Raw genomic sequence first — 17,774 nt, 5'->3', positions numbered from 1 at the left:
GCAAGTTCTTGGACAATATGATCCCTATGCCCCGTTCGGGAGGCATGTCCGTGCGAACCCTCCGTGACATTGCCCGCATTCGATGCGGATGTCACGTCCCCCAAATGCGCTTAGTCGGGCCTGTCGAGGGTCTGAGCTGCGGATCCCCAGATTCGCGATCGCGCTTCCACGAACGATGACAGAATGGGATGATCGAGCGCGGCGTATTCGCTCGGATTCATGGTCATGAACTCGCGAAACTCGCGGCTGAACTGCGCCTGGTCGTGATAGTGCTCGTCCATGACATCGGTCCATTTGCTGCCCCTGTGCAGCAGGAACTCGGTCAGGCTGCGCATGAAGCGCTGGCGGCGCATCAGCAGCTTGGGAGAGAACCCGAAATAGCGCCGGCACAGTCTTTCCAGCGTCCGAATGCTCATACCCGCACGATCGGAAAACTCGGCAACAGTGGTGAGCTTGGTATCGACCAGCGCACGGTGAACCCGGATGACCTTGGCTTCATCGCGATGGGGCCGGGCGAGGCTGCGCATGGTTTCCACGATTGCAGCCAGTTGTTCCTCGTCGCTGCAGCTCTCGTCGCACAGTATTTCGCAGAGCACGCCGAACTTGCGAAAGGCGGGATGTTGCGCCCCGTCCACCACCATATTCGCCAGAGCGCGCGCTTCCACATCCATGAAGCGCGCCCATCCAAGCGGGAGAAGGCCGATCCCCCACATCTTGACGGGGCCCAGTTCGAATTTCGCGGGAAGCGAACTCGGGCCCGTTCCGGTGAAATGCGCGCCCGAGAGCGCGGTGCCGCCCGGGATCTGGACCCATGGCGCAGAACCGCCGAAGAAACGGATATTGCCCCATTCGGGCTGGAGGTGGTCGCAAACCGCTCCGCCATCCTCCACTTCGAGGCGGAGCTGGTAGAAGCTGGTGAAGCAGCCGTCGAATTCTTCCGGGGGTGAGTAGAAGCGGCTGTGAACCCGATAGCGCTCTCGCCCTCCCGATTGCAAAGCCCGTTCATTCATGGCGCCCTAATGACGCAATTGTCGTGAACTTACAATTGGCCTCGACCACCCGGAACCGGCCCCGCAGAAAGCAACAAGGGCGCCGGAGATATGCTCTCCAGCGCCCTCGCTTGTCCGTTACCGGCAATGGTTCAGGCGGGCAGAGCCGCCTTGGCCTGAGTGATGATCGCCTTGAAGGCCGCGCCTTCGTTCATGGCGAGATCGGCCATCACCTTGCGGTCGAGCTCAATGCCGGCGAGCTTCGCGCCATGCATGAACTGCGAATAGGTGAGCCCTTCGGCGCGCACCGCCGCATTGATGCGCTGGATCCACAGCGCGCGGAAGTTACGCTTCTTAACCTTGCGGTCGCGATAGGCGTACTGGCCGGCCTTTTCGACCGCCTGGCGCGCAATGCGGATGGTGTTCTTGCGGCGACCGCGATAGCCCTTGGCCTGGTCGAGCAGCCGCTTGTGCTTCTGGCGCGTGGTCACGCCGCGTTTGATGCGAGGCATATCAGATTCTCCTTAATTCGCGATCAGTCGAGCCCGTAGGGCGCCCACTTCTTCACGTGCTTCACGTCGGCTTCGGAGAGCACGGAAGTACCGCGGTTCTGGCGGATATACTTCGCATTGTGGCTGATCAGGCGGTGGCGCTTGCCTGCGACACCATGCTTGACCTTGCCGTTTGCGGTGATTTTGAAGCGTTTCTTCACACCGCTCTTGGTCTTCAGCTTGGGCATTTTCATCTCCTTGTCAGAGACACGCTTGAACCGGCCCTGGCAGCCCTTTCAGCCAGGCAGGTCGCTTGATTCGTGTCGTTGAAGGGCGCGCAGATAGCGGATTTGCGGCGGAATGCAAGTTTGTTTGGCCTCAAGCGCCGGCGCTCGCCTCCGCTCGTTTGGCTTTCCTCGCTCCCTTCGGTCGCTGCGGGCGGGCAGTCGCCCTTGCGGCGCCTTTGGCGCCGTTTCCTCCAACCTCCTTCCCCCGCAAAATCCTACAGGATGGAACACATGGAACACGGTCCAAAGGCAAAAAGCGCCATTGTATTACTGTGGGGGCAAAAAGTGTGACCTTCGGACGGGTATGGCCCTGGAGCGCGTAAGGCGGCGCAAGAATAGGCGTGAGAGCGTTGGCATAGCCCCAAATCTAGCGCGCGGCGATACGAGTAGGAAAGCGCGGGCGTCATTCCCGCGGAGGCGGGGATGACACAGATGATTGTCCGCTAGCGACCCCATTGCGGTCGTTGGACCCAGCGTTCATATCAGTATTATGAAGTGGCTCGCCATCTCGATTACACTTGCCCTTTTCGCCTGTTCAAAAGTGGAGAACACCTTTGCGATCGAAGACGAAGAGCAAGCCGTGGTTGAGGCTACGCTGCTACTCTGCGGTGAAGAAACGCCCCTTCGAAGGATTGGCGGGCGGCTTTCCGTTAGCAAAACGATCGATTGCGAAGGGAGCGGGCGCATTATCCTTCGCTACGCATCTGGAAGTGAGCAAATCTGCACCGTAGGCTACGTTACTCCCGGCGCGGTGCAGAGCTTTACGTATCGAGCGACCGACAAGGGTTGCACGACGTGGAATCACTTCGTCAGCTAACCACCCACTGGCGGACAGTCAGTAGACTTACCCCATCGCTTCCAGCACATCCTCCAGCCTTGCCGGATCGCCCAGCGCGATAACCCGGCCGTCAGACCCGGCGTCGAGCGGGTGGCCCTGCCAGTCGCTCATCATGCCGCCCGCCCCTTCGACCACCGGCACCAGCGCGGCGTAGTCGTGTAGCTTGAGGCCGGTTTCGAGCACGCAGTCGATATGCCCGCTCGCCAGCAGCGCATAGTTGTAGCAATCGCCGCCATAGACCGGCCACGGCCGTTCGGGATAGGCGGCGGAAACGACGCGCAGGTAAGCGTCGGCCTCTTCCTCGCTGAAGCAGTGCGGGCTGGTGGTGGCGACCGACATGCCTTCGAAGGCGGGGCAGGCACGCGTGCGTACCGGCCTGCCGTTGAAGGTCGTGCCCTCTCCGATGCGCCCTACCCAGCGTTCCTTCTGGATCGGCTGGTCGATCACACCCAATACCGGCCAGCCATCCTGACACAGCGCGATCAGCGTGCCGAAGATCGCGCGGCCTGCAACAAAGCTTTGCGTGCCGTCGATCGGGTCGAGCACCCATTGCCGGCCCGCACCTTCATTACGCGAGCCATATTCCTCACCGATGATACCGTCATCGGGCCGTTCGGCCTCGATAATCGCGCGCATCGCGGCCTCGGCAGCACGGTCCGCCTCGGTCACGGCGCTGTGATCGGCCTTGACCTCGGCCTGCCAGTCGCCCCGGAACAGCGGCCTGATCGCAGCACCCGCTGCATCGGCAAGGCGGTTGGCAAGGTCGATATCGGACGGATTCATGCGCGGCTTCCCGGTCAAATGCTACTGTCTGAGTTTGGAACCCAATGCCCATGCGATGGTTGATGGAAGAGGGCAACCCATTTGAGTGGCCCATAATGGCGAACATCAGGGGTCGAAAACCAGGCTGCGTTCTGCACCCGGTCAATAACGAAATCCAACCGCTGGTGACGTTGACGCTGAAAACGCGTGATACGCCGAGGCCGGAACAGGCCGGGCTCTGCCCGATCAGCCAGTTCCACCTTGGCGGTGAAGGCGCAACAGCGTAGAATAGAAACAGAATTCCCCGGCTTCACGTCGCGAAGTAAAGGGGAAGCGGGGGCCGCGAGCAATGACTGAACGCCCGGATAGCGAAGCCTTGAGGCGAAACATGTCGCCGCTGTCGGGCATTGGGCGCGACGGAATGCCGCTTTCCACAAACCGCGCGCCCCCTGAAGATCTTTCGCCCTGGGTCGCCCGCATCGTTTCCGCCAAGTCGGTCAACGAACCCGGTTCGGTGATCGCCTGCGGGATGTGCAACGACCTGATCTATACCCGCTACATCTTCAATGGCCGCTGGACCGCAATGTCCGCCGACGGGCATGACGCCTATGGCAATGAGGTGCTGCTGTTCGGGCAACATTCGAAGTTCATGCCGCTTACCTGCACTGGTGACGTCATGTCTGCCGGATTCGGGCTTCGCGCAGGGGCGTTCTACACCCTTACCGGCAGGCCTGCGCATGACATTGTCGACCGGATCGAGCGGCAGGACATATTCGGCATTCTGGCGGATGATCTGCGCGATGTGTTCTGCGACGAATATACTCCCATCCAATGGAACCTCGCCCTTGAAGAAGTGCTGCGCCGCTATATTGCGCGCGTACAGCCCGATCCCCCCGATCCGATATCTGCGGCGTTTGAAATGGCCGCCTTCGAAGACCCGACGCAGTCGCTCAGCGACTTCGCCGAGATGCACAACATCAGCATCAGAAAGCTGGAACGCATGGTGAAGCGGGACTTCGGCCTTACGCCGCGCACCGTCATGCGCAGGGCCCGCGCGCTCGACCTGGGGGCACTGCTGTGCGGGGTGGCGGACCAGGAGGAAGAGGAAGAGATGATGCTGCGCTTCTTCGACCAGTCGCATGTGATCCGCGAGTTCGCCAGCTTCTTCGGCGTCACGCCGCAGAAGTTCCGCGCTCAACCGCGTCCGCTGCTGGCACTCACGCTTGAGCAGAGACAGGCCCGCAGGCTGGAGGAACTAAAGCGGATCGAACCGGGCAGCCACCTGCCCTGGTACGCGGCGGACGAAACCTAGGTCCCGGGAACCGGGATACGCTCCGGCTGACCGGCAACATGGACGCGGAAAACGATGGCGCGTGCGCCTTCAGGCCCGCCACGCGGCGCGTGGACCGCTTCGGGCGGGATCACCATTGCATCGCCCGCCTTGATCAGCCTGTCCGGCTTGCCCTCTTCGACATGCACGGCAGAGCCTTCGATCACATAGACGAACTCCTCGCCCGGGTGAAAATGGCGCGGCACTTCGGCACCCGGCGGGATGATGACGTCGGAGATCAGCACTTCGTGATCGGGATCGCTCTTGAGTGCCGACCGAAGCATTTCGTTCGATCCTGGCTCTAGGCCCGCCGGCACGTGAACCTGCATGGCCGATGCGATTTCGGCGTCAGGATCGGGTTTGCTCGCCTGGTCGCAGGCCGCGAGGCCCAGACTGAGGCCCAGCGTAGCAACCGCAAGAGATAGTCTGCGCATCGCGTCCTCCCTGTTTCGCAGGGAAGCTAGCGCAAGCGCGATCAGTCGAACAGGCTGGAAACCGAGCTTTCGTCCGCGATGCGGCGCACCGCTTCGCCAATCAGCGGCGCGATGGTGAGCGTACGGATCCGTTCCGATGCCTCCGCAGCTTCCGTCGGGCGGATCGAATCGGTGATGACCAGTTCCTTGAGCTTGGAGCCATCCACCCGCGCCACCGCGCCTCCCGAAAGCACGCCGTGGGTGATATAGGCCGCGACGCTCGCCGCACCCTGTTCCAGCAGTGCCTCCGCCGCATTGCAGAGCGTGCCGCCCGAATCGACAATGTCGTCGATCAGGATGCAATGCCGCCCGGTGACATCGCCGATGATGTTCATCACTTCGCTTTCGCCGGGGCGATCGCGGCGCTTGTCGACGATTGCCAGCGGGGCGTTGTCGAGCCGCTTGGCCAGAGCACGGGCGCGCACCACGCCGCCAACATCGGGGCTGACGACCATCAGGTCCTCATCGCCATAGCGCGCCTGAATATCGGCGGCCATGACCGGCGCGGCATAGAGATTGTCGGTCGGGATATCGAAGAAGCCCTGGATCTGCCCGGCGTGGAGGTCCACCGCCAGTACGCGATCGGCGCCTGCCTCGGTGATGAGATTCGCGACCAGCTTGGCAGAGATCGGCGTGCGCGGGCCGGGTTTGCGATCCTGCCGCGCATAACCGAAATAGGGCACCACTGCCGTGATCCGCTTGGCCGAAGCGCGCTTGAGCGCATCGATGCAGATCAGCAATTCCATCAGATTGTCGTTGGCCGGGAAGTTGGTCGGCTGGATAATGAACACATCCTCGCCGCGCACATTCTCGTGGATCTCGACGAACACTTCCTCGTCGGCGAAGCGCCTTACGCTTGCGTCCGTAAGCGGCAGTTCGAGATAACCGGCAATCGCGCGTGCGAGCGGCAGGTTCGAATTGCCCGACATGATCTTCATTGTGCTGCTTCCCTTGGCCTTCAGACGGGCGACTCGCCCCCAGCAATTGTTGCGGCGGGCTTAGCCGACCGTCATGCGATTGCAACAGAGGCTAATTGGGGTTTTCCAGCCCGAAGTGAACCGGCACCGCAGCTCCGCGCCGTCTACTCCTCCATAAACCAGTCAGGCGGGATCCACGTCTCCGGATAATGGCGATTTGCCCAACGCGACATCTCGCGCAGGAGCGGATGCAGGTCGCGACCGCGCTCGGTAAGACGATAGGCATAGCGCGGTGGGCGTGCCTGGTAAGGCTCGCGAGTGATCAGCTGCGCTTCTTCCATACGCGCCAGGCGGTCAGCCAGAATATTGGTCGTGATTCGCTCCGGCGATTCGAGGAACTCGGAATAGCGCGATTTGCCAGTCAGCAGGTCGCGCAGGATCACGAGTGTCCAGCGATCCCCGAAGATATCGAGGGAACAGGCGATCGGACATCCTGAACGCGTTTGGTCTTGCTTGTTTCCCATACTCATCCCTATGTCACCCATATAGCGACTTGCAAAATGCAAGTCTCTAGTGCATGGCATTTCCGACTTACAGTTGTTCGCCAGTTGAAAGGGGAAGAAATGTCGGAAGTCTTGAAAGGTGGCTGTCTGTGCGGCGCGGTGCGTTACAGCGCCAATGCCGAGCCAATGATGGTGGGACATTGCTATTGCGTCGATTGCCGCAAGACCAGCGCGACCAGCCATGCCACCCACCTCGTCATGCCTGAAGATGCGGTGAGTTTTACCGGGGATCTGTCATGTTACGATCGACCCGCCGATAGCGGAAATATTGTCCGCCGCAGCTTCTGCCCGAAGTGCGGATCAGCGGTGCTGTCGCATAACGACGGAATGCCGGGACTGGCCTTCCTGCGCGCGTCGAGTCTCGACAACCCCGACGCGATTTCTCCGACAGCGAACGTCTATACGTCGCGTGCGCCCGCATGGGCTATTCTTGACGAAAGCATTCCCTCCTTTGCGGAAATGCCGGAAGGCGGCCCAGAAGCGATGATTGCCGCGCAATAGGTCCCGGACGGGGAGTGCCGGGTCGGGAGTAAACCGTGCAAAAACCGGCTCGGTCGACCGATCCGATATTCCCCTTGATCCAGCGCTGGTTCCGGTTTGTGCGCGCGCAGGACCGTCACGCGGAGGAAAGCCCGCTTCCCTCAAGCAAATCAAACCGAGCGGTGTTCGCCCTTGATCCAGCGCACGGTGCCCGAAGAAGCGCGCATGACCACGCTTTCGGTCGTCATCACGCCGCCACGCTTGCGCTTCACGCCATCGAGCAGCGAGCCCGACGTCACGCCGGTGGCAGCAAAGATGCAGTCGCCCTTGGCCAGGTCTTCCAGCTTGTAGATGCGGTCGAGATCGTCGATCCCCCATTTGCGCGCGCGCGCCTTCTCATCCTCGTTGCGGAACACCAGCCGCCCGTTGAACTGGCCGCCGACGCAGCGCAGCGCGGCTGCCGCCAGCACGCCTTCGGGTGCACCGCCCTGCCCCATATACATGTCGATCGTGGTATCTTCGTCGGTCACTGCGATCACGCCGGCTACATCGCCATCGCCGATCAGCACGACGCCGCAGCCGAGCGAGCGCAGCTCCGCAATCAGATCGGCATGGCGCGGACGGTCGAGCACGCAGACGATGATGTCGCCGGGCTCGACACCCTTGGCCGCAGCCACGGCCTTCACATTATCGCTCGGGCTCTTGGCCAGATCGATGATCCCGTCGGGATATCCGGGGCCAACCGCCAGCTTGTCCATATAGACATCGGGCGCATTGAGCAGATTGCCCTGTTCGGCCGCCGCCAGCACCGCCAGCGCGTTGGGCCCGGCCTTGGCGGTAATGGTGGTGCCTTCCAGCGGGTCCAGCGCAATGTCGATCTTCGGGCCCTTGCCCGGCGCGCCGCCTACCTTCTCACCGATAAAGAGCATCGGCGCCTCGTCGCGCTCGCCTTCGCCGATGACCACAGTGCCATCGATGTAAAGATCGTCGAAGGCCTTGCGCATCGCCTCTACCGCAGCCGCATCGGCAGCCTTTTCGTCTCCGCGGCCGACAAGGCTGGAGGCCGCAACTGCCGCTGCCTCGGTCACGCGAACCATTTCCAGGACGAGGACCCGGTCGAGCGCATTTTCGGTATTCATGAGCAATTCAGTCCTCAAGCTGTGTGTGGCGCAAGCGCTTTGACAACAGGAGATGCATTTGTCGAGCTTGGCTTCGGCTGTTGGGGGCAGGATCTCCGCTGTGTGGTGGATGTTCGCGATTCTGGCCAGCCCGGTGAGCGTGCAGGCGCAAGACAATGCAGGCGAATCGACCAACCCCGCGCGCACGACGAGAGAAGCGAGCGAAGTGATCGATATCCTGATCGAGCGGCCCGAAGGCGAGATAGACCCGCGCCTGGTCGAAGAATGCGAGCGGCAGGACGATGCTGCGCGAATCTCGGGCGAGATCGTGGTCTGCCGCGAGCTGACGGACAGATCCGAACGATATTACAGCGACCGCGAAGCGGCAGAGCGGCGCTACGCCGAAGAAACCGCATTTCGCGACGCGCCAGCGACTCCCGACCCTTGCGGACCCAACTGCGGCATCTTCAAGGGCGAACCGACCATCGGCAGCATGTGCATACCCGGGCTGCAGAAATGCCCGCCGCCGCCAGCGCTCATTATCGACGTTACTGCGCTGCCCGAGGCACCGCCAGGTTCGGACGCAGACCGCATCGCGCGCGGATTGCCTCCAATCGGAAATGACAAGGGATCGGTCACTGGCGCGCCCGCCAATCCGGGCGTGCTCGGACTGCCTCCTGCGCCCGCAGATCGAGAAGAGACCGTCAGTCGCGCAGAATCGGCAGAACCAGAGGCGGAGCGGTAAGGCTTTCCGAGCCCTCCAGCAAAGCCAATGCTTCGCGTACGCTGCGTTCGGGCCCTTCGTGCGTCACCATAGCCACCAGCACTTCGCCGCCGTCATCCTCGCGCCCCTTCTGGATCAGGCTCTCGATCGAAACGCCTGCATCGCGCATGGCCGCGGTAATCTCTGCCAGCACGCCGGGCCGGTCAGCCACGGTAAAGCGGATATAGGTGCGCTCCATCCGGTGGCCAGATTCAGTCGGCGGCATGGATTTGAGCTGCGCGACGGGAATCGAGAAAGGCGCGCCCACTTCATCGCGCGCAATATCGATCAGATCTGCGACGACGGCGCTGGCGGTCGGGCCATCGCCCGCGCCCGCGCCCTGGAACAGCAAACGGCCGGAGAAATTGCCTTCCGCCACAACCGCATTGGTCGGTCCGTCGACCGAAGCGAGCGGATGTTCGCGCGAGACGAGGCAAGGCCGCACCCGCTGCAGCAGCGTGGGTTCGCTGCCGTCACCCTGCTCGATGTCGGTCATCGCGATCAGACGGATGACATAGCCCAGCGTATCCGCCTGTGCGATATCGGCGGCCTGAACCCTGGTGATGCCGGTCACGCGCACCGAATCGAAATCGACCTTCGCTCCGAATCCGATTGCGGCCAGAATCGCCAGCTTGTGCGCGGCATCCACGCCTTCGATGTCGAAAGTCGGATCGGCTTCGGCATAGCCCAGCAGCTGCGCCTGCTTCAGCGTCTCGCCAAAGTCCGCGCCGGTGTCTTCCATGGTGGAGAGAATATAATTGCAGGTGCCGTTGAGGATGCCATAGATTCGCTCAAGGGCATTGGCCGCAGTGCCTTCGCGCAGCCCCTTCACCACCGGGATACCGCCCGCGACAGCGGCTTCGAACTTCAGCGCCACATCGCTCGCCTCGGCCAGTTCGGCCAGCGCCAGGCCGTGATGCGCAATCATCGCCTTATTGGCGGTAACTAGCGGCTTACCCTTTTTTAGCGCAGCGCGGGCCAGCGCCAGAGCCGGTCCATCCGATCCGCCGACCAGCTCGACCACTACGTCGACATCCTCGCGCTGGGCCATCGCCGCCATGTCGTCGACCCAATCGAAGCGGGAGAGATCGACGCCGCGATCCTTTGTCCGGTCCCGCGCGCTTACCGCGACCACTTCGAGCGGGCGGCCCGCCCGCGCTGTCAGCAAGTCCCGATTGGTTTCGAGCAGGCGGATCACGCCCGCCCCGACCGTACCGAGCCCGGCAAGCGCAATGCGCAGGGGTTTCGCGGCAGGCGAATCAGACAACTTCATTCTCCTCGTTCCGGCCCAGCGCCTTGCGCGCAGCTTCGGGCACTACAACCGGCTGCCCGCTGTCCAGATCGACATGGACATGCACCAGCATAATTCGAGCGCGTAGATCCTCCGGACCCTGCGCACCATAGAACTCGATCCGGGTTTCCACGCTCGTTCTGCCAATTCGCGCGGTGCGCGCCCGGCCTTCCACGATCTCATCCGCGCGGATCGGTTTCACGAAATCGACCTCCGCGCGCGCGACGTGGAACTCCAGCGCGCCCTCTCCTGTGAAATGCAGTCCGCATTCGCGCCAGTATTCGGTGATGATCAGGTCGGCATATTCGAGATAGCGCGAGTTGAAGACGACCGATTGCGGGTCGACCTCGGCATAGCGAACGCGAAAGGAATGGCTGAAGGTTTCGGGCATGGTCTCACGCCCCTAGCGCGAGCGATGGACGCGAGGGAACCACTTTGTCTTGCAGCAAGGCTAGTTCGGCTTGATTGAGCCGGGCCGGGGCCTGGTTGCTAGTCCCGGCGTATGCTGCGTACGCAAGGCCCCAGCGATGCCAGCACGAATGCATAGTCGCGCTGCGCCTGCGCGCGCTCTGCCGGAACGCGCGAGAGGTTCGCACTCGAAGGCAGGCGCTGCGGGAGAGCGCAGGCGAGCCGATACCAGGCCAGCGTGTTCGGCTCAGGAGGGCGTGCGGCCTGATCGATGATCTCGCCCCATGACACGCCCCACACCGGTTCACGACCAGGGCGCCGCAGCACGGTGAGCGAGACGGGCGATCGGTCGCGCGTTTCGAGGAAGATCTGGGTCTCCGATTCGCCAGCCAGATTGCCGGCGACGGACAGGGCATCGCGCACGCCTGTAATGGTTGGAGGAGCCTCGGGCGAGGCGAGCGCCGCCAGCACGGGCCGCACGCGCGCCTCCAGTTCCGGCGAATAGGCGAGCTGCCCTTCGGGCCCGACCAGTTGCACTTCACCCGGCCTGTCTGAAACCGTCCGGGCAAACAGCAGGACTTCCTGCTTCTTGAGCTTGGGCACCTTGCCTTTCGAATCGAGCGGAACGTCAACGAGGTAGCGCAGCGATTCGCCGATCGGTGCCGAGCCCGTCATCAGCGCGAGCGTGCGCGCCTCTATATAGAGTCTTGCGAATCCGGGTGAGAGGCCAGGTGCTCGCTCGGGTTCGACAACGATCTGGCGCTGGATCTGTGCACGGATGACCAGTTCCGAGGAATCCCCCAGATCGGCCAGATCGGCGTAGGACAATTGAACCGGTGCATCTTGGGCCGCAATCGGTGTGGGAGCCATGGAAGCGGCGAGCAGAACGGCAAGCGATGCCGCCAAATATCTGGATTTACTAATGTTTTTTCGGATTTCCATGCTCGTCCTTCTGTCTTTGCCAGGATGGATCGGTCCAATCCATCCGCCCGATCTCTGAAAACTAATGGGCCTTATCATGATTTCATAGGGGAACGGCTGAATCACCAATTAACCGGAAAAGCGATTGCTTGGGGTCCGCTTGCTCGTTAAAGCGGCCTGAAGGACTGGGTTGAGGGGGCAAGTGTAACTCCGGTCCGGTTGCGGATCTGCCGAAGTGTAGGACCGCGGTCCATCCGGGCGACCTTGCCAACGCTCGGTCAGGGAGGACTTGAAGTTTGCGGGTCGCGCAAATTACGGTTTGCGTTTCCCGGTTGTTTGGGCATTGCCCCAGTGAAGTAGATGGAGAGAAAGCGACTGGATGGCCTACGCTGACCAACAAATGAGCGGCAATCGCGTTGTTGCTCTGATCATCGTGGCGTTGATTCATGTGGCGATCGGCTACGTGCTCATCAGTGGTCTTGCCTATGAGGCGGCCAAGAAAGTTGTTGAGCGCGTAACCACCGTCGATATTGATGAACCGCCTCCACCCGAAGAACCGGATGAGCCGCCGCCGCCGGAGCCTGACGCTCCGCCGCCCCCGGTCGCTCCGCCACCGCCGATTAATATCGCGCCGGCGCCACCTCCGATCCAGACACAGCCGACGATTCCGCCGCCAGCGCCACCAGCGCTGATCGTGCCGCCGCCGGCCCCACCGGCTCCGCCACCAGCGCCTTCCCAGGCGCGAGGGGTTTCGCCCAAGGGTCAGTCGCGCTGGGCTCGCCGGATTCAGGAGAACTATCCGTCGCGCGCATTGCGTGAGGAAATCCAGGGTACCGTCGGCGTTCGCGTCACGGTCGGTGCAGACGGCCGCGTCAGCTCCTGCAGTGTTACCGCATCGAGCGGCTCGAGCATTCTCGATGATGCTGCCTGCAAGGGGATGCAACGCTACGCCCGTTTCGACCCTGCGCTGAACGATGCCGGCAACCCGGTTTCGGGAAGCTGGTCGACCAGGATTACCTACCAGTTGAACTAAGGGAAGGGCCCGAGAGAGGCTGGGCCCGGACCCTCGCTAGGACAAACTTTCAAGAGGACTATTCGCAATGATTATCGAACTTCTTTCTGCTGCAGCTGAAGCAGCCCCGGATACCAAGTTTGGTTTCATGGAAGCCATGGAACAGGGCGGCGCGATCGCCTGGTCGATCCTGACCGTGCTGGTCATTATGTCGGTCGGCTCGTTCTACATCCTGATCACCAAGCTGCTCGCCCAGAACAAGATCCTGCGCCAGCTCAAGGCAGTTCGCACCCAGTTCTGGCGTGCGGGTTCGCTCAAGGAAGGCGCAACCAAGCTCGAGAAGAACAGCGCATGGCGCCAGATCGTCGACGACGCCATCAAGGCTGACGACGAGCACGGCAAGATGACCGATTCGATGGAAGCGCATGACTGGATGCACGGTTCGCTCCAGCGTTCGCAGGATTCGATCAATTCGGTCCTCGCCGGCGGCCTGCCGTTCCTCGCTACCGTCGGTGCAACCGCTCCGTTCGTCGGTCTGCTCGGTACGGTTATCGGTATCTACCGCGCCCTGATCAACATCGGCCTCGCCGGTTCGGCTTCGATCGACAAGGTCGCGGGCCCGGTTGGTGAAGCACTGATCATGACCGCCATCGGCCTGCTCGTGGCTGTGCCTGCCGTGCTTGCCTACAACTGGCTGCAGAGCCGCAACCGCCGCATCGGCGAACTGCTGGGCGCGTTCTCGACGGACATCCTGGCTTACCTCAGCTCGAATGGCTCGGTTAAGCCGGCCACCATGGCTGCGCCTGCCAAGGCACCGGCCAAGCCGGCCGCTGCGCCCGCCAAGCCCGCCTGATTATCGCGATCGGAGGGCGCTCGCGGGCGCCCTCCATTCCGACCAATGGCACATACTACGGATAGGATGATCTAATGGCGATTCAGATGGGAGGCGGGGACGAAACCCCGATGTCAGACATCAACACCACGCCACTTGTGGACGTGATGCTGGTGCTTCTGATCATCTTCCTCATCGCGGTTCCGGTGGCGATCCAGACGATCGAGAAGCTTCAGATTCCGATCATGGAATCGGCCGAATCGAAGGACAAGGTTGAAAACCTGCTGCTGACCGTGAGCACCACCGATGCGGCTGGACGCAGTGCGGGTGATCCGGGATTCGAAGGCGCATCGCGCCAGGGCGAATGCCGGGTTTACTTCAACAACATCACTCCGGTGAACTCGGAAGAGCTCTACGATCAGGCCTTCGAACGGCTCGATGCGATCGTGCAGCGCGCAGGTGGGCCGGAAGCGATCATGGAAAACCCGGAAATGATTCCGCAGGTGCACATTCGCGGTGACGTGAATGCACCGTGGCGCTGCGTCGCCGGCACGATCTACAACGTGCAGGCTGCTGGCTATCCTACGGTCGGCTTCATTTCGAACCCGGTGGATCCGAACGCTTGATCCGGCCGCAAGAGATACAGGAGTAACACACCATGGCAATGGCAGGCGGCAAGGATGATGGCTCGCCGATGATGGAAATGAACATGACGCCGTTGATCGACGTCCTGCTCGTGCTCCTCATCATGTTCATCATCACCATTCCCGTTGCGACGCACTCGGTCGATATCGATCTTCCAGCGCCTTCGGACACCCCGCTCGACGTGGTTCTCGATCCGGTCAAGAACAAGCTCGTGCTGACCCAGGACAACCAGATCCTGTGGAACGCAGAGCCGATCAACCAGGGGCAGCTTGTGACGCTGCTGCAGGAATCGACCCAGATGAACCCGGAACCCGAGCTGCAGTTCGAACCTGAAGCACTCGCGAGCTACGACCTTTCGGCCAAGGTGCTTAATATCATCAAGGCATCGGGCGTGACCAAGTTCGGTTTCGTCGGCAACGAGAAGTATCGCGTCTTCGGAGCGTCCGGCTCGCAATAGCAACCGGGACGAAGCTGAAAACATCGAGAAGGGGCGGAGCGATCCGCCCCTTTTTCGTTGGCTGGGCCACAATACCAGTTTTCGCCCACCAATCCCTTGCCCCGAGGCCTTCCCATCAGGCCCTTCACGCTATGCCCTTCTTGCCGGGACCGTCCCCAACCCGGTTCCAGGCAGTTCACGATACGCACCTTGCCACAGTCTATGTGATGCTATATCATCCCAACATTCGCGCTCGCTCTTCGGGAGATTGACGATGGCATATGTTGCAAGACGCTATAGCCCGTTCCGCCCCAAAGTGGCCTCGCGTCCAATGTCGGACATGAACGTCACCCCCTTCATCGACGTGCTGCTGGTGCTCATCATCATGCTGATCATGGTGGTGCCGATCGCCACCCACTCGCTCGACATTCCGCTGCCGACCGCACGGGGAACCTACGAATTCCGCGACACCAACACCGTGTCGATCGATGCGCAGGACCACCTGTTCTGGAACGGTCAGGCCATCGGGCGGCAGGAACTGCTCAACCAGCTCGCCAGCGCAGCCAAACTGCCAGACGATCCCGTCGTCCGTTTCGAACCAGACGCGCTCGCCAGCTATGACATGAGCGCCAGGACCATCGCCTTGATCAAGGATTCGGGCATCAAGAACTTCGCCTTCGCCGGGAATTACAAATATCGGGAATTTGAGCGCTAACCGGTGATCGGGCCGGAAGGGACATCCCCCCACCCTTCCGGCTCGAACTACTCCTCCGCCAGCGCATCCACCCGCATGGCCTCAGCCGCCAGCGTCTCAGCCTCGAGCAGCAGTTCCTCATCGACCGCGCCCTGCGGCACAGCCTCGCGCCCGATCATCGTCATCACCGGCACCGCCAGCGGGCTGACCCGGTCGAGTTCGACATGGACCAGTTCTCGTTCCGATCGCTCCAACAGGTCTGCAAGCCGCCCAACATCGGTCATCCGCGCGCGGGCATCGGCCCAGGCTGCTTCAAGCAGCACATGGTCGGGCTCGTATTTGCGCAGCACGTCGTAGATCAAATCGGTCGAGAAGGTGACTTGCTTGCCGGTCTTGCGTTTGCCCGGATGCTGCCGCTCGACCAGCCCGCTGATCACCGCCACTTCGCGAAAGGCGCGTTTGAGCAGGTAGGAATCCTGCACCCATTCGACGAATTCATGCGCCAGAATATCCGGTGAAAGGAGCGGTGCCGGATCCTTGACCGGTTTCAATCCCCAGACCGCGAGCGAATAGTCATTGGCGACGAAGCCGCCCGGTTGCAGGCCGCGATCCTCCATCCGCCGCGTAATCAGCATCCCCAGGCTCTGGTTCGCGTTCCAGCCTTCAAACGTATAGTAAGCGGTATAGTGCTTGCGGTGATGCGGGAAGCTCTCGACCAGCAACATTCCCGGCCCCGGCAACTCGCTGCGCCAATCCTGCACTTCCAGCCATTCGCGCACATCGTCGGGGAAGCGCCCCCAGCCGGCGCGATCGACCAGCATTTCACGCACCCGGCCTGACAGATGTGTGCTGATCGGCAGGCGCTGCCCGCCATAGCTGGGAATGGTGGCGCTCTTCTTCGCCGCGCGCACCACCACGTCCATATCCTTGAGCTGTTCGACTTCCAGGCTCAGCCCGGCGAAGAAGAAGGTATCGCCGGGGCTTAACGTCGCCGCAAAGCGCTCCTCGACCTTGCCAAGGTTGCGCCCGTTACGGAAGCGCACGGTGAGCATTTCGCTATCGACGATGATCCCGGCGTTCATCCGGTGACGCTGGGCGTGTTCGGGATGGGTCAGCCGCCACACGCCATGCTTGTCGCGCGTGATCCGCTTGAACTTGTCATAGGCACGCAAGGCGTATCCGCCATCGGCGACAAATCCGAGCACGCGCTGCCAATCCTCCTGCTCGACCCAGGCATAGGCGAGCGAACTTCGAACCTCGGCCAGCAGCTCGTCCTCACGGAATGGGCCGGCGCAGGCGCAGGCCATGACGTGCTGCGCCAGCACGTCGAGCCCGCCGGGGCGGAAGTCCTCTCCATCGCGCTGCCCGTCATCGACCGCATCCTTCGCTGCCGTCGCTTCGAGGAACTCAAAGCGATTGCCGGGCACCAGGATCGCCCGGCTCGGCATGTCGAGCCGGTGGTTGGCACGCCCGATCCGCTGCAACAGGCGGCTGGAGCCCTTGGGCGCACCCATCTGCACCACGCAATCGATGTCGCCCCAGTCGACTCCGAGATCGAGGCTGGCCGTGCACACCAGCGCGCGCAATTCGCCGCGTGCCATCGCCCCTTCGACCTTGCGCCGCGCTTCCTTTGCCAGCGAGCCGTGATGGATACCGATGGGCAGATTGTCGTCATTCACATCCCACAGCATCTGGAAGATGTATTCGGCCAGGAAACGCGTGTTGGTGAAGATCAGCGTGGTCTTGTTGCGGCGGATTTCTTCGTAGAGCTGCGGGATTGCCCAGCGTCCGGCATGGCCGCCCCAGGGGACGCGTTCTTCTTCAGGCAGCAGGATTTCGACTTCGGGCGCGGCCCCCTTTTCGCCTTCGACCAGCTCCACCGAATCCAGATCACCCCAGGGTGCCAGCCACGCTTTGAAACCTTCTGGATCGGCAAGGGTGGCCGAAAGCGCCACGCGCTGCATATCCGGTGCAATCGCTTGCAACCGCGCGAGGCTGAGCGCCAGCAGATCGCCGCGTTTGCCGGTGGCAAAGGCATGCACCTCGTCCACCACCACGCGTTTCAACCCTCGGAACAGTTCGAAACTGTCGGGATAGGATAGCAGCAGCGAGAGACTCTCGGGCGTGGTCAGCAGCACATGCGGCGGGCGGGCGCGTTGGCGCTTCTTGCGGTCGGACGGCGTATCGCCGCTGCGCGTTTCGACCCGGATTGGCAGGCCGATCTCCCCGATCGGGGCCAGAAGATTACGTTGCACGTCATGCGCCAGCGCCTTCAGAGGCGAGACATAGAGCGTGTGCAGCCCATCATGCGGTTCGCTGCCTTCGAGCGTGGATGGCGCGAAATCGGCCAGCGTGGGAAGGAAGCCCGCCAGCGTCTTGCCCGCACCGGTATCGGCCACCAGCAGCGCGTGCTTGCCGCTAATCGCCGCCTCGAGCATTTCCGCCTGGTGCCGCCGCACGCGCCAGCCGCGCCCATCAAACCAGGCTGCAATCTCGGCGGGAATCGCGGCGCGCTGCATCGGCC

General features: G+C 62.2%; 22 protein-coding genes. 10 read left to right on the top strand and 12 right to left on the bottom strand.

Going from position 1 to position 17,774, the window contains the following annotated elements; all coding sequences use genetic code 11:
• Positions 1-110: 110 nt before the first annotated feature.
• The 3 genes from ACQY6C_RS02215 to rpmI form a co-directional block, all read right to left on the bottom strand.
• On the bottom strand, positions 111-1,010 hold the full coding sequence (locus ACQY6C_RS02215; protein ID WP_427964140.1) for a helix-turn-helix domain-containing protein: 900 nt from the start codon (positions 1,008-1,010) through the stop codon (positions 111-113).
• Positions 1,011-1,141: 131 nt separating this feature from the next.
• On the bottom strand, positions 1,142-1,501 hold the full coding sequence (gene rplT / locus ACQY6C_RS02210) for a 50S ribosomal protein L20 (RefSeq protein WP_427964139.1): 360 nt from the start codon (positions 1,499-1,501) through the stop codon (positions 1,142-1,144).
• 23 nt (positions 1,502-1,524) lie between these two features.
• Positions 1,525-1,728: a 50S ribosomal protein L35 gene (gene rpmI / locus ACQY6C_RS02205; RefSeq protein WP_427964137.1), complete on the bottom strand. Its 204-nt coding sequence runs from the start codon at positions 1,726-1,728 to the stop codon at positions 1,525-1,527.
• Between the two features lie 529 nt (positions 1,729-2,257).
• Between rpmI and ACQY6C_RS02200 the strand changes: the two genes are divergently transcribed.
• Positions 2,258-2,584, top strand: coding sequence for a hypothetical protein (locus ACQY6C_RS02200; protein WP_427964135.1), 327 nt, complete (start codon positions 2,258-2,260; stop codon positions 2,582-2,584).
• 27 nt (positions 2,585-2,611) lie between these two features.
• Here ACQY6C_RS02200 and ACQY6C_RS02195 read toward each other — a convergent pair whose 3' ends face one another.
• Complete coding sequence (locus ACQY6C_RS02195; RefSeq protein WP_427964133.1) at positions 2,612-3,388, bottom strand: inositol monophosphatase family protein; 777 nt, start codon at positions 3,386-3,388, stop codon at positions 2,612-2,614.
• Positions 3,389-3,483: 95 nt separating this feature from the next.
• Between ACQY6C_RS02195 and ACQY6C_RS02190 the strand changes: the two genes are divergently transcribed.
• Together ACQY6C_RS02190 and ACQY6C_RS02185 are read left to right on the top strand one after the other, a co-directional pair.
• A complete protein-coding gene (locus ACQY6C_RS02190; protein WP_427964131.1) occupies positions 3,484-3,654 on the top strand; it encodes a hypothetical protein in 171 nt (56 codons plus the stop codon).
• A 62-nt stretch (positions 3,655-3,716) separates the two neighbouring features.
• Complete coding sequence (locus ACQY6C_RS02185) at positions 3,717-4,679, top strand: helix-turn-helix domain-containing protein (protein WP_427964129.1); 963 nt, start codon at positions 3,717-3,719, stop codon at positions 4,677-4,679.
• Here the strand turns inward: ACQY6C_RS02185 and ACQY6C_RS02180 are convergent.
• The 3 genes from ACQY6C_RS02180 to ACQY6C_RS02170 all read right to left on the bottom strand — a co-directional run bounded on the left by ACQY6C_RS02180 (position 4,676) and on the right by ACQY6C_RS02170 (position 6,611).
• Entirely contained in the window at positions 4,676-5,131 is a 456-nt protein-coding gene (locus ACQY6C_RS02180) for a cupin domain-containing protein (protein ID WP_427964127.1), read from the bottom strand. The genes ACQY6C_RS02185 and ACQY6C_RS02180 overlap by 4 nt on opposite strands.
• Before the next feature lie 41 nt (positions 5,132-5,172).
• Positions 5,173-6,108, bottom strand: a complete 936-nt coding sequence (locus ACQY6C_RS02175) for a ribose-phosphate pyrophosphokinase (RefSeq protein ID WP_427964125.1) — start codon at positions 6,106-6,108, stop codon at positions 5,173-5,175.
• A 143-nt stretch (positions 6,109-6,251) separates the two neighbouring features.
• Positions 6,252-6,611, bottom strand: a complete 360-nt coding sequence (locus ACQY6C_RS02170; RefSeq protein WP_427964123.1) for a winged helix-turn-helix transcriptional regulator — start codon at positions 6,609-6,611, stop codon at positions 6,252-6,254.
• Positions 6,612-6,710: 99 nt separating this feature from the next.
• Between ACQY6C_RS02170 and ACQY6C_RS02165 the strand changes: the two genes are divergently transcribed.
• Entirely contained in the window at positions 6,711-7,151 is a 441-nt protein-coding gene (locus ACQY6C_RS02165; protein WP_427964121.1) for a GFA family protein, read from the top strand.
• 149 nt (positions 7,152-7,300) lie between these two features.
• Here the strand turns inward: ACQY6C_RS02165 and glpX are convergent, their stop codons facing one another.
• On the bottom strand, positions 7,301-8,269 hold the full coding sequence (glpX, locus tag ACQY6C_RS02160) for a class II fructose-bisphosphatase (RefSeq protein ID WP_427964119.1): 969 nt from the start codon (positions 8,267-8,269) through the stop codon (positions 7,301-7,303).
• A 100-nt stretch (positions 8,270-8,369) separates the two neighbouring features.
• Between glpX and ACQY6C_RS02155 the strand changes: the two genes are divergently transcribed.
• A complete protein-coding gene (locus ACQY6C_RS02155; protein ID WP_427964118.1) occupies positions 8,370-8,993 on the top strand; it encodes a hypothetical protein in 624 nt (207 codons plus the stop codon).
• Here the strand turns inward: ACQY6C_RS02155 and ACQY6C_RS02150 are convergent.
• The 3 genes from ACQY6C_RS02150 to ACQY6C_RS02140 form a co-directional block, all read right to left on the bottom strand.
• Complete coding sequence (locus ACQY6C_RS02150; RefSeq protein ID WP_427964116.1) at positions 8,953-10,278, bottom strand: homoserine dehydrogenase; 1,326 nt, start codon at positions 10,276-10,278, stop codon at positions 8,953-8,955. The genes ACQY6C_RS02155 and ACQY6C_RS02150 overlap by 41 nt on opposite strands.
• The gene (locus ACQY6C_RS02145) at positions 10,271-10,693 is read right to left on the bottom strand and encodes an acyl-CoA thioesterase (RefSeq protein WP_427964115.1); all 423 of its coding nucleotides are present in this window, start codon (positions 10,691-10,693) and stop codon (positions 10,271-10,273) included. Before ACQY6C_RS02145 ends, ACQY6C_RS02150 begins: the two co-directional genes overlap by 8 nt.
• A gap of 98 nt (positions 10,694-10,791) precedes the next feature.
• Complete coding sequence (locus ACQY6C_RS02140) at positions 10,792-11,580, bottom strand: hypothetical protein (protein ID WP_427964113.1); 789 nt, start codon at positions 11,578-11,580, stop codon at positions 10,792-10,794.
• A gap of 430 nt (positions 11,581-12,010) precedes the next feature.
• On the opposite strand from ACQY6C_RS02140, the gene ACQY6C_RS02135 reads away from it, so the two are divergent.
• The 5 genes from ACQY6C_RS02135 to ACQY6C_RS02115 all read left to right on the top strand — a co-directional run bounded on the left by ACQY6C_RS02135 (position 12,011) and on the right by ACQY6C_RS02115 (position 15,271).
• Positions 12,011-12,664, top strand: a complete 654-nt coding sequence (locus ACQY6C_RS02135; RefSeq protein WP_427964111.1) for an energy transducer TonB — start codon at positions 12,011-12,013, stop codon at positions 12,662-12,664.
• A 67-nt stretch (positions 12,665-12,731) separates the two neighbouring features.
• Complete coding sequence (locus ACQY6C_RS02130) at positions 12,732-13,496, top strand: MotA/TolQ/ExbB proton channel family protein (protein ID WP_427964109.1); 765 nt, start codon at positions 12,732-12,734, stop codon at positions 13,494-13,496.
• Between the two features lie 74 nt (positions 13,497-13,570).
• The gene (locus ACQY6C_RS02125) at positions 13,571-14,101 is read left to right on the top strand and encodes an ExbD/TolR family protein (RefSeq protein WP_427964107.1); all 531 of its coding nucleotides are present in this window, start codon (positions 13,571-13,573) and stop codon (positions 14,099-14,101) included.
• A gap of 32 nt (positions 14,102-14,133) precedes the next feature.
• A complete protein-coding gene (locus ACQY6C_RS02120) occupies positions 14,134-14,577 on the top strand; it encodes an ExbD/TolR family protein (RefSeq protein WP_427964106.1) in 444 nt (147 codons plus the stop codon).
• 295 nt (positions 14,578-14,872) lie between these two features.
• Positions 14,873-15,271 carry an ExbD/TolR family protein gene (locus tag ACQY6C_RS02115; RefSeq protein WP_427964104.1) on the top strand — a complete coding sequence of 133 codons (399 nt, stop codon included), beginning with the start codon at positions 14,873-14,875 and terminating at the stop codon, positions 15,269-15,271.
• Positions 15,272-15,318: 47 nt separating this feature from the next.
• Here ACQY6C_RS02115 and ACQY6C_RS02110 read toward each other — a convergent pair whose 3' ends face one another.
• Positions 15,319-17,769 (bottom strand): ligase-associated DNA damage response DEXH box helicase, encoded by a 2,451-nt coding sequence (locus ACQY6C_RS02110; protein ID WP_427964102.1) that lies wholly within the window; start codon positions 17,767-17,769, stop codon positions 15,319-15,321.
• Positions 17,770-17,774: the final 5 nt, after the last annotated feature.

The organism is Altererythrobacter sp., from assembly GCF_050299635.1.
In the GTDB taxonomy this organism is placed as follows: Bacteria; Pseudomonadota; Alphaproteobacteria; order Sphingomonadales; family Sphingomonadaceae; genus Erythrobacter.
The sequence above is the reverse complement of the archived record's forward strand: the minus strand, read 5'-3'. Positions and strand labels throughout refer to the sequence as shown.

What these genes read in the sequence shown, in the direction of transcription:
- ACQY6C_RS02215 (WP_427964140.1), bottom strand. Translation starts at nt 1,010, where the DNA reads ATGAATGAACGGGCTTTGCAATCGGGAGGGCGAGAGCGCTATCGGGTT.
- rplT (WP_427964139.1), bottom strand. Translation starts at nt 1,501, where the DNA reads ATGCCTCGCATCAAACGCGGCGTGACCACGCGCCAGAAGCACAAGCGG.
- rpmI (WP_427964137.1), bottom strand. Translation starts at nt 1,728, where the DNA reads ATGCCCAAGCTGAAGACCAAGAGCGGTGTGAAGAAACGCTTCAAAATC.
- ACQY6C_RS02200 (WP_427964135.1), top strand. Translation starts at nt 2,258, where the DNA reads ATGAAGTGGCTCGCCATCTCGATTACACTTGCCCTTTTCGCCTGTTCA.
- ACQY6C_RS02195 (WP_427964133.1), bottom strand. Translation starts at nt 3,388, where the DNA reads ATGAATCCGTCCGATATCGACCTTGCCAACCGCCTTGCCGATGCAGCG.
- ACQY6C_RS02190 (WP_427964131.1), top strand. Translation starts at nt 3,484, where the DNA reads ATGGCGAACATCAGGGGTCGAAAACCAGGCTGCGTTCTGCACCCGGTC.
- ACQY6C_RS02185 (WP_427964129.1), top strand. Translation starts at nt 3,717, where the DNA reads ATGACTGAACGCCCGGATAGCGAAGCCTTGAGGCGAAACATGTCGCCG.
- ACQY6C_RS02180 (WP_427964127.1), bottom strand. Translation starts at nt 5,131, where the DNA reads ATGCGCAGACTATCTCTTGCGGTTGCTACGCTGGGCCTCAGTCTGGGC.
- ACQY6C_RS02175 (WP_427964125.1), bottom strand. Translation starts at nt 6,108, where the DNA reads ATGAAGATCATGTCGGGCAATTCGAACCTGCCGCTCGCACGCGCGATT.
- ACQY6C_RS02170 (WP_427964123.1), bottom strand. Translation starts at nt 6,611, where the DNA reads ATGGGAAACAAGCAAGACCAAACGCGTTCAGGATGTCCGATCGCCTGT.
- ACQY6C_RS02165 (WP_427964121.1), top strand. Translation starts at nt 6,711, where the DNA reads ATGTCGGAAGTCTTGAAAGGTGGCTGTCTGTGCGGCGCGGTGCGTTAC.
- glpX (WP_427964119.1), bottom strand. Translation starts at nt 8,269, where the DNA reads ATGAATACCGAAAATGCGCTCGACCGGGTCCTCGTCCTGGAAATGGTT.
- ACQY6C_RS02145 (WP_427964115.1), bottom strand. Translation starts at nt 10,693, where the DNA reads ATGCCCGAAACCTTCAGCCATTCCTTTCGCGTTCGCTATGCCGAGGTC.
- ACQY6C_RS02140 (WP_427964113.1), bottom strand. Translation starts at nt 11,580, where the DNA reads ATGGCTCCCACACCGATTGCGGCCCAAGATGCACCGGTTCAATTGTCC.
- ACQY6C_RS02135 (WP_427964111.1), top strand. Translation starts at nt 12,011, where the DNA reads ATGGCCTACGCTGACCAACAAATGAGCGGCAATCGCGTTGTTGCTCTG.
- ACQY6C_RS02130 (WP_427964109.1), top strand. Translation starts at nt 12,732, where the DNA reads ATGATTATCGAACTTCTTTCTGCTGCAGCTGAAGCAGCCCCGGATACC.
- ACQY6C_RS02125 (WP_427964107.1), top strand. Translation starts at nt 13,571, where the DNA reads ATGGCGATTCAGATGGGAGGCGGGGACGAAACCCCGATGTCAGACATC.
- ACQY6C_RS02120 (WP_427964106.1), top strand. Translation starts at nt 14,134, where the DNA reads ATGGCAATGGCAGGCGGCAAGGATGATGGCTCGCCGATGATGGAAATG.
- ACQY6C_RS02110 (WP_427964102.1), bottom strand. Translation starts at nt 17,769, where the DNA reads ATGCAGCGCGCCGCGATTCCCGCCGAGATTGCAGCCTGGTTTGATGGG.